General features: G+C 74.8%; 10 protein-coding genes. 5 read left to right on the top strand and 5 right to left on the bottom strand.

Going from position 1 to position 8,441, the window contains the following annotated elements:
• Positions 1-39 precede the first annotated feature (39 nt).
• The 3 genes from surE to B1205_RS11095 are packed head-to-tail and all read right to left on the bottom strand — an operon-like array spanning position 40 to position 2,130.
• Positions 40-870 (bottom strand): 5'/3'-nucleotidase SurE, encoded by an 831-nt coding sequence (gene surE, locus B1205_RS11105; protein WP_089155538.1) that lies wholly within the window; start codon positions 868-870, stop codon positions 40-42.
• Positions 860-1,801 carry a 1-phosphofructokinase family hexose kinase gene (locus tag B1205_RS11100; protein WP_254909853.1) on the bottom strand — a complete coding sequence of 314 codons (942 nt, stop codon included), beginning with the start codon at positions 1,799-1,801 and terminating at the stop codon, positions 860-862. The genes surE and B1205_RS11100 overlap by 11 nt, the downstream gene beginning before the upstream one ends.
• Positions 1,801-2,130: an ArsR/SmtB family transcription factor gene (locus B1205_RS11095; RefSeq protein ID WP_089155537.1), complete on the bottom strand. Its 330-nt coding sequence runs from the start codon at positions 2,128-2,130 to the stop codon at positions 1,801-1,803. The genes B1205_RS11100 and B1205_RS11095 overlap by 1 nt, the downstream gene beginning before the upstream one ends.
• A gap of 51 nt (positions 2,131-2,181) precedes the next feature.
• On the opposite strand from B1205_RS11095, the gene B1205_RS11090 reads away from it, so the two are divergent.
• The 4 genes from B1205_RS11090 to B1205_RS11075 are packed head-to-tail and all read left to right on the top strand — an operon-like array spanning position 2,182 to position 5,000.
• Positions 2,182-3,492 (top strand): enoyl-CoA hydratase/isomerase family protein, encoded by a 1,311-nt coding sequence (locus B1205_RS11090; protein ID WP_089155536.1) that lies wholly within the window; start codon positions 2,182-2,184, stop codon positions 3,490-3,492.
• A gap of 40 nt (positions 3,493-3,532) precedes the next feature.
• The gene (locus B1205_RS11085) at positions 3,533-3,886 is read left to right on the top strand and encodes a hypothetical protein (protein WP_089155535.1); all 354 of its coding nucleotides are present in this window, start codon (positions 3,533-3,535) and stop codon (positions 3,884-3,886) included.
• Complete coding sequence (locus B1205_RS11080; RefSeq protein ID WP_089155534.1) at positions 3,883-4,563, top strand: HAD family hydrolase; 681 nt, start codon at positions 3,883-3,885, stop codon at positions 4,561-4,563. Before B1205_RS11085 ends, B1205_RS11080 begins: the two co-directional genes overlap by 4 nt.
• On the top strand, positions 4,560-5,000 hold the full coding sequence (locus B1205_RS11075; protein WP_089155533.1) for a VOC family protein: 441 nt from the start codon (positions 4,560-4,562) through the stop codon (positions 4,998-5,000). Before B1205_RS11080 ends, B1205_RS11075 begins: the two co-directional genes overlap by 4 nt.
• A 673-nt stretch (positions 5,001-5,673) precedes the next feature.
• On the opposite strand, the gene B1205_RS11060 is transcribed toward B1205_RS11075, so the two are convergent.
• Positions 5,674-6,618 carry an FAD-dependent oxidoreductase gene (locus B1205_RS11060; protein ID WP_089155531.1) on the bottom strand — a complete coding sequence of 315 codons (945 nt, stop codon included), beginning with the start codon at positions 6,616-6,618 and terminating at the stop codon, positions 5,674-5,676.
• 112 nt (positions 6,619-6,730) lie between these two features.
• On the opposite strand from B1205_RS11060, the gene B1205_RS11055 reads away from it, so the two are divergent.
• Positions 6,731-7,627: a LysR family transcriptional regulator gene (locus tag B1205_RS11055; protein WP_254909852.1), complete on the top strand. Its 897-nt coding sequence runs from the start codon at positions 6,731-6,733 to the stop codon at positions 7,625-7,627.
• A gap of 3 nt (positions 7,628-7,630) precedes the next feature.
• Here B1205_RS11055 and B1205_RS11050 read toward each other — a convergent pair whose 3' ends face one another.
• Complete coding sequence (locus B1205_RS11050) at positions 7,631-8,437, bottom strand: hypothetical protein (protein WP_254909903.1); 807 nt, start codon at positions 8,435-8,437, stop codon at positions 7,631-7,633.
• Positions 8,438-8,441: the final 4 nt, after the last annotated feature.

The raw sequence follows: 8,441 nt of genomic DNA, 5'->3' as shown, positions 1-8,441 counted from the left end.
CCCGCCCGCCCCGCCACCGGTCGACGGTGGCGGGGCTCGTCACGCGTCGACCGGCAGATCCACCCCGGGCAGGTGACCCAGCGCCCGCACGGCGGTCACCGCCGCGTAGCCGTCGGCCAGCCACGCCAGGTCGGTGCCCGGCACGGCGCGGACCGCGTTCTCCTCCACCGCCGTACGCACGAAGCCCTCGCCGCGCTCGGCGACGGACACCTGCACCTGGCCGAACGGGGCCAGCGTCGCCTGCCGTAGCCCGGCCACCTCGTCCGGCGGCAGGTCGGGCACGTTGAGGTTGAGCACCGTGCCGGGCGCCGCGTCGAGCAGCCAGGGCAGCAGGCCCCCGGCCAGCTCGGCCGCGGTGGCCCAGTGCCGCGACTCGTCGTCCACCGTGTCCAGCACGGCGATGGCCGCGCCGCCGCTGCCCGCGCTCGCCGCCGCCGGGGTGAGCACGTCCAGCGAGACGGCCAGCGCCCGGATGCCGCCGTTGCCGGCGGTCAGCGCCGCGCCGACGGTGCCGGAGTGCAGGATCGCGTGGCCCGCGTTCGCGCCCCGGTTGATCCCGGACAGCAGCACGTCCGGCGGCGGCCCGAACACGCCGAGCCCGGCCAGCACCGCGATGTACGCCGGGGACGCGGCGACCCCGTACGCCGGCACCTCGGGCAGCCCGTCCAGCTCCGTCTCGGCGAACACCAGCCGGCCGTCGTCGGTCACCGCGGACAGCGCCGCGCTCATGCCGCTCGCCTCGGCCTGCGGCGCGGCCACCACCACGTCGAAACCGCGCTCGTACGCGGCCCGGGCCAGCGCGCGGATGCCGGGCGCGTGGACGCCGTCGTCGTTGGTGACCAGCATCCGGGCCGGCCGGTCACCGGTCACCGTCGTCGCCTTCCAGCGAGGTGAGCCGCACCCGGCCGGCGAGTTCGCGGACCGCCTCGGCCCGGCCGGTGCCCAGCCCATGCCGGGTCACGTTGAGCGCCCCGGCGGCGGCGCCGACGTGCAGCGCCTCCCGCATGTCCCCGCCCCGGGCCAGCACGGCGGCCACCCCGGCGGTCATCGAGTCACCGGCGCCCCGGTGGTCGGCCAGCTCCAGCGGCGGCGCGTGCACCAGCAGCGCCTCGCCGTCGTCGAGCAGCGCCAACGCCGGCTCCCCGGCACGGCTGATCAGCACCGTCTTCGCGCCCCGCTCCTGGCAGCGACGCCCGGCGTCACGCAGCGCCTCGACGCTGTCGTCCTTGGCCAGCCCGTCGTCGAGCAGTTCCTCGTGGCTGACCTTGAGCACCGCCACCCCGCCGTCGAGCACCGCCTCCAGGTACGGGCCGGACAGGTCCGCCACCACCGTCCCGCCGTTGGCGCTCAGGTCGGCGGCGAGCCGCCGGTAGATGTCGGGGTCCACCACCTCCGGGTCGGCCGGGCCGCTGAGCACGCTGACCGGGGCGCGCAGCCCCTCGGTCAGCGTCACCGTGTACAGCTCGTCGATGTCGTGGCGCACCATCGGCACGCCCGGGTGCTCGGCGATCTCATCGCGTTCGCCGTCGCGCCGGTCGTGCACGTACCAGCCGGTGCCCGACTGCCTCCGCACCACCCGTACCTCGACGTCCTCGTCCGTGAGCAGCTTGCGGACCGCGTCACCGACCTCGCCGCCGAGGGCCACGCACAGGGTGACGGGCACGCCGAGCCCGGCGATCATGCGGGTCTGCCACACCCCCTGCCCGCCGGGGTGCAGGTGCAGCTCGGTCGCGCCGGCCTGCTGCTCGATGGTCACGGTCAACAGCGGTGCCGGGGCGAACACCATCACCTTGGGGTCCATCAGCCTGTGGTGCCCACTGACCTGGCCCGGCAATCCACCGTGAGGGCTTCGATCAGGCCGGGAAAGCGGGCGTCCAACTCGTCGCGGCAGAGCTGGATGCTGTGCGTCCGGCCGGTCACGATGGTCCGCGTCATGCCCGCTTCGCGCAGGATGCGGAAGTGGTGGGTCATGGTCGACTTGTGCACGCCGAAGTCCCAGTGGGCGCCGCACTTCCCGTGCGGGCGGCCGTCCGCGAGCGTCTGCACGATGCGCAGCCGGATGGGGTCGGCGACCGCCCGGAGCACGTCGACCAGGTCGACGCCCGACGGCACGCCCTCATCGCTCGCCATGCCCCCACCCTACCGTTGGATGTTCGTCATACCATCGCATAGGCTGACGGTATGACGAACATCCAACGGTCCGGCGCGGTCCGCCGGGAAGGCGCAGTCCGGTGGGAATGGGACGCCGAGGGCGTGGTGACGGTGATCCTGGACGACCCCGGTCGCACCGCCAACATGATCAACCGGCGGCACCACGAAGGGCTCGAAGCCTGCCTCGACGACCTCGCCGCGCACCTGGACCGGCTCCGTGGCGTCGTGCTCACGTCGGCCAAGCGCTCGTTCGTCGCCGGCCCCGAGTTCGAGCCGGGCGAGATCACCCCGCAGGAGGCGGCTGCCACGTACGACCTGCTCGTGCCGCTGCGTGACCAGGCCCGGCGGTTGGAGACACTGGGCCGCCCGGTCGCCGCGGCACTGAACGGCTCGGCGCTCGGCGGGGGCTTCGAGCTGGCGCTCGCCTGCCACCACCGCGTCGGGCCGGACGACCCGAACGTGGTCTGGGCGCTCGCCGAGACCGGCATGGGCATCCTGCCCGCCGGCGGCGGCACGGTCCGCGTGACCCGGATGGCCGGCATCGCCGCGACCGTGCTCGACATCGTCGGCCCCGGCACCGTCTTCCACCCCCGCTCGGCGCTGGCGGCCGGCCTGGTGGACGAGTTGGCCGACGACGTGGTGGCCGCCGCCCGCGCCTGGGTGCTGGCGCGACCGCCGGGGGCGTTCACCCAACGGTGGGAGCGTCCCGGCTACCGGATCCCGGGCGGCACGGCGGAACCGTCCGGCCTCGCCGAGGAGGTGCGCTTGCGGTCGGCGGGCAGCCCGGTCCGCGCGCTGGCGACGGTCCTGGACGTGGCGGTCCGCAGCGCGGGCGCGCCCGCGGACGAGGCGTTCGAGATCGAGACGGCGGCCTTCCGTACGCTGCTCGGCGCCCCCGAGTTCCCCGCGCTGAGTCACCTGTTCTTCGCGATGCGCACCGTCGCGGGGACCGCGACGCCCACGGCGTACCCCGTCGCGGCGGCCCCGGCCCGCCACGAGTTCCCGCAGCTCGTCGCCCATCCGCTCGCCGCGGTGTTCTTCGCCCCGGACGCCCCGGTGGTCGAGATCGCCAGCGACGCTCCCGTGCGGGCGGTCGCCGAGGTCCGCGCCCGCGGCGGCATCCCGGTCGTGACGAACGACGGCACCACGTCGTTCGTCCAGGCGCTGCGGGACGCCGGCCCCGATCCGGCCGCGATGACCGCCGCCGCCCGTCGTGCCCTCGACGCCGGTCTCGTCGTGGACCCGGCCGGAGCCGACGTCGCCTCCGTCCTGGCGGCAGGCTTCCCGCCCTGGACCGGCGGGGTCCTGCACCACCTGTCCACGATCTCGACCGGGCGCTGATGCGTCGCGTCGTCGCCGTGCCCGGTGCGACCATGTCGACATGCGTAAGATCCCCACGTTGTTCCGGCGCGATCCGGAGGACCGCCGGCGCGTCCTGCCCGAGGTCGACCCCGAGTGCCGGTGGGTGCTCGACGGCGAGGGCGTCGCCACCCGCAAGTACGACGGCACCTGCCTGCTGCGCGACACCGACGGCACATGGTGGGCCCGGTGCGGCAACCCCGAGGGGGTACGCGGACACACGCTCGTCGCGCACGCCGACGCCGAACCGCTGGACGCGCCCCGCGACGCGGACGGCCTGCGCGAGTGGCTGCTGGCGCACCCCGCGTACGAGGGGATCGTCTGGCACCACCCGGACGGCCGACGGGCCAAACTGAAGCGTCGGGACGTCGCGTGATCCGCGCGGTCTTCTTCGACGTCGGTGGGACGGTCCTCGACGAGTCGCGCGAGTTCGCGGACTGGGCGGACTGGCTCGGCGTGCCCCGGCACACGTTCTCGTCGGTCTTCGGCGCGGTGATCGCCCGGGGGCAGGACTGGCAGGAGGCGTTCCGGACCTTCCGGCCCGACTTCGACCTCGCGGCGGAGCTGGCGCTCCGGGCGGCGGCCGGGCGGCCGGAGTCGTTCGGCGAGGAGGATCTCTACCCGGACGCGCGGCCATGCCTCGCCGCTCTCCGGGAGCAGGGCCTGCGCGTGGGCCTGGCCGGCAATCAACCCGCGCACGCCGAGGCGAGCCTTCGCGCCCTCGACCTGCCGGTCGACGTGATCGGCACGTCGCACGGGTGGGGCGTGGCGAAGCCGGCGCCGGCGTTCTTCGAGCGGGTCGTCCGCGCGGGCGGCGGCGACCCGTCCTCGATCCTCTACGTGGGCGACCGGCCCGACAACGACGCACGCCCGGCCATGGCGGCCGGCATGGCGGCGTGCCTGATCCGACGCGGCCCGTGGGGGCACATCCTCGACCTGCCGGCCGTGGCGCGGCGGTGCCTGTTCCGCATCGACTCGCTGGACGAACTGCCGGGCCTGGTCGCGCGGCACAACGCCGACTGTCGGTCCTCCGCTCTACCGTCGGGGGCATGACGATTCAGCGCATGGACAACGTCGGCATCGTCGTCGACGACCTCGACGCCGCCGTGGCCTTCTTCACCGCGCTCGGCATGGAGCTGGAGGGCCGGACCCCGATCGAGGGAAGCTGGGCGGGAAAGGTCGTCGGGCTCGACGACATGCGGAGCGAGATCGCCATGATGCGGATCCCGGACGCGCCCGGTCGGCTCGAACTGGTGACCTACCACTCCCCGGCGGCGGTCACCCCCGAGCCGAAGGTCGCCCCGGCCAACACGCTGGGCCTGCACCGCGTCATGTTCGCCGTCGACGACATCGAGGACACGCTCGCCCGTCTCCGCCCGCACGGCGCCGAACTCGTCGGCGAGGTGACGCGCTTCGAGGACAGCTTCCTGCTCTGCTACCTACGCGGGCCGAGCGGCATCATCGTCGCCCTGGCCGAGGAGCTGAGCTGACCCGCTCACTCCCACGGCCTTGCCGATGATCCACACCGGTTCGGCGAAGTGGCGTCATCCCAGTCGGCCCGACACCGCCACCTCACCGAGCCGGTGTCGATCAGGCTGCGGCAAGCCGCCGCACCGGAGCCTGACCGTGCCGCTCGGTCGCCAGGCGACAGAAACGTCAGTCGGATGCCAGCTCGGGCCGGTGCTCTCTGATCCACTCCTNAAGTTCCGATGGCTGGTGATGACGTAGACCCGTTGCTTGCTGATGCCACCAAGCATCACGCGGATCTCGGCTGCGCCCACCAGCTCCATGTTTCGGACGCTAGACAGATGACCCGGCTCCTTGACCCGGGCCAACGCCTCAGTCATCGTAAGGGGTATGCCGACGCCGAACGGACCGCCCTTGCCGAACCGCCAACGCCGAGCGGTCAGACCGCACATCCCGAGTCGTCCGCTCTGGCTGTGCCGCGCCATGGCCATGCCAGCCGGCCCGGCTTCTCCTGCTGACGGAGTACCGGCGCGAACGCGTGGCCCTCTCGATCTACATGGCCGGTTGCCTGTTCGACGCCACGGCGGATCTGTTGACGCTCAACCCGAACCCGGGTCCGAGCCCGGCGGAGCTGTTCGCCCGGTTTCTCGCCTGGACGGCCGATGAGCGCCGAACGAGGCGGCCGCCGCCGAGGACCTAGCCGGCCAGGGCCAGGTCGGCGACCTCGGCGGCGCAACCCCAGGAGAGCGTCACCCCCGCCCCGCCGTGCCCGTACGCGTGCACCAGCCGCCCACCACCGGGGTCCCGCTCGACCCGGGGTCCGCCGTGCCGGGCCGGCCGCAACCCGATCCGCTCCCCCAGCACCGGCGCGTCGGCCAACTGCGGCACCAGGGCGACGCACCGACGCCGGATGGCCGCCGCCGACTCCGGGTCGGGCCAGGTGTGCGCCACACCCGGCTCGTAGGTGCCGCCGAGCACCACGTCATGCTGCCGCGGATGCACGTACGTGACGCCGGCCGGGTCGTCCTCGTCGCGCACCGAGACGGTCAGGCCGGGGTTCGCCACCAGCACGATGTGCCCCCGCGCGGGGTGGACGGCCGGATCGGCGGCGAGGCGTCCGGCGGCCAGGCCGGTGGCGTTGACCACGGTCGGCGCGATCTCGTACGCCTCGGCGAGCTTGCCCAGCGTGCGCCGGACGACCCGGCCGCCACCGGCCTCCACCCGCCGGTGCAGCCAGGTCAGGTAGCGGGTCATCTCCACGGTCGGCGCGGTGAACCGCAGCAGCGTCGTGTACGGCGGCGTCGCCGGCTCGGCCACCAGGTCGCCGCAGGCGTCCGCCCACCACGGCGGCCCGGTGTACGGGCGGCGCAACCACATCCGGGTCGGCCGGTCGACCACCCCGGGCACCCCGTCGGCGGCCTGGCGGCGCAGTTCGGTGTGGGTGTCCCGGGCCCAGCGCAGCACCCGGGGATCCTCGTCGGTATGGCTCGGGTACCACACCGCGGCGGCCACCGTGGACACGATGTCCGCCGGGTCGTCGGCGGTGAGCACGGTGACCCGCGCGCCCCGCCGTTGGAGGGTGATCGCCGCCGTCAGCCCGATCACCCCGCCGCCGACCACCACCACGTCCGCTGTCGTCATCGCCCGCTCCCGTCGCCCGTACCGTCGTTGTTCACGCATGGTGACCGTTCGGTCCGGCCGTCGTCCAAGACGGATCGCCGAGCCGGCGATAAGCGGCGCTTATGATGCGGACATGGCGGAGAACCCGGGCGCGTGGTCGGACCTGCGCCGGCTGCGCTCGTTCGTGGTGCTCGCCGAGGAGCTGCACTTCACCCGCGCGGCGGCCCGGCTGCGCATCGCCCAACCCGCGCTGAGCCAGCAGATCCGGGCGCTGGAACGCCAGCTCGGCGTGCCGCTGGTGCACCGCACCAGCCGGGGCTGCACGCTGACCGAGGTCGGCGCGCGGGTCGCCGACGAGGCCGGGCGGCTGCTCGCCGACGTGGACGCCGCCACCGCCCGCATCCTCGACCTGGTGCGCGGCCGGGGTGGCCGGCTGCGGCTGGCGTACACCCGGTCGGCGCGCGGTGGCCGGGTGGACGCGCTGGTGGCCCGGTTCCGCGCCGCCCACCCGGACATCCAGGTCGTCTCGGAGACGGCCTGGACCGCGCCGAACGTGGCCGGCCTGCTCGCCGGCCGCCTCGACGCGGCGTTCGTCCGCCCGCCGGTGGACGAGCCGGCGCTGGTCTGCCGCACGGTGGACACCGAGGAGCTGCTGCTGGCGCTGCCGGCGGGCCACCCGCTCGCCGCCGGCCGCCGCCGGATCAGCCGGGCCGAGGTGGTCGACCTACCGGCGGTGATGTGGCCGAGGGAGAACGGACCGGGCATGTTCGACCGGACCATCGCCCAGGTGTGGCCGCGCGGCGGGTTCCGGCTGGTCCGGCAGGAGCCGGACGACGAGCAGTTGCTGCGCGCGGTGGCGCAGGGCGACGTGGTCGCGGCCGTGCCGGCCGGGCGGGCCCGGGCGTTGCGACTGCGCGGGGTACGGCTGCGCCGCTTCGCCGCGCCGACGCCCACGGTGGACGTGGGACTGGCCTGGCCGGCCGACAGCACCAACCCGGCGCTGCACGCGCTGCTCGCCCTGCTCGACTGAGCGTCAGGCGGGCGACGCCGGTTCGCTGCGCTCCGCCCCGGTCAGGCCCACGACGAGCAGCAGGTACGCGGTCAGCTCGACCACCACGGTGAGCGCCGGAACGGGCTGGAGCAGGACCGCCGTGGGCGTGATGGCGTAGAGCACCCCGGGCTCGACGAACGCTGAGACGGGCAGCGCCACCGCGCCGATGCTGATGTCGATCAGCGGCAACGCGACCAGCGACAGCAGCGCGGCACCGGCGGCGGCGAGCCGCCGGCCCCGGCCGGCCAGCAGGGCGGCGAGCGCCAGCGCGGTCAGCGCGAGGGCGAGCGCCGGCAGCACCGCGAGGACCACCGCGCTCACCGCGTCGGCCGTGTCCGGGCCGTCCGGACGCGTCCGGGCCTCGGCGAGCAGGTCGCGTCGGAGGTCGACGACCCGGACGATCGCGTAACCGAGCACCGGCAGCGCCGCCAGCGCGGCGGCCACCACCGGTCGACGCGCGACGCGACCTCGCCCGGCGACCAGCAGCACCGCGAGCGCGACCAGCGTCGCCCCGCAGGCGGTGAGCCCCGTGTCGAAACCGGCCGAGACGTCGATGCGATCGATCGGGCTATACACCGTCCAGCCGAAGTCTCCGGAGCCCGGCGCCGCCGGCATGGTGCGTACCGCGTCGGCCAGCAGCACCGCCAGCGCCGCCGGCACCGACCAGCGCGGCGCCGGCAGCCCACCGAGCACCGCGTACGCGAGGAGCAACGCGAGGCTCAGCACCTCGGCGCCACGCCACACCGGCTGGGCCACCAACACACCGACGGCGTGCAGCACGACGCACACCGCC

The sequence above is a fragment of the Micromonospora sp. NBS 11-29 genome, assembly GCF_002140155.1.
Taxonomy (GTDB): Bacteria; Actinomycetota; Actinomycetes; order Mycobacteriales; family Micromonosporaceae; genus Micromonospora.
The sequence above is the reverse complement of the archived record's forward strand: the minus strand, read 5'-3'. Positions and strand labels throughout refer to the sequence as shown.

Bases quoted from the DNA above. Each gene is read 5' to 3' on its own strand.
- B1205_RS11060 (WP_089155531.1), bottom strand. From the start codon at position 6,618: ATGACGACAGCGGACGTGGTGGTGGTCGGCGGCGGGGTGATCGGGCTG.
- B1205_RS11100 (WP_254909853.1), bottom strand. From the start codon at position 1,801: ATGGACCCCAAGGTGATGGTGTTCGCCCCGGCACCGCTGTTGACCGTG.
- B1205_RS11055 (WP_254909852.1), top strand. From the start codon at position 6,731: ATGGCGGAGAACCCGGGCGCGTGGTCGGACCTGCGCCGGCTGCGCTCG.
- B1205_RS11085 (WP_089155535.1), top strand. From the start codon at position 3,533: ATGCGTAAGATCCCCACGTTGTTCCGGCGCGATCCGGAGGACCGCCGG.
- B1205_RS11095 (WP_089155537.1), bottom strand. From the start codon at position 2,130: ATGGCGAGCGATGAGGGCGTGCCGTCGGGCGTCGACCTGGTCGACGTG.
- B1205_RS11075 (WP_089155533.1), top strand. From the start codon at position 4,560: ATGACGATTCAGCGCATGGACAACGTCGGCATCGTCGTCGACGACCTC.
- B1205_RS11090 (WP_089155536.1), top strand. From the start codon at position 2,182: ATGACGAACATCCAACGGTCCGGCGCGGTCCGCCGGGAAGGCGCAGTC.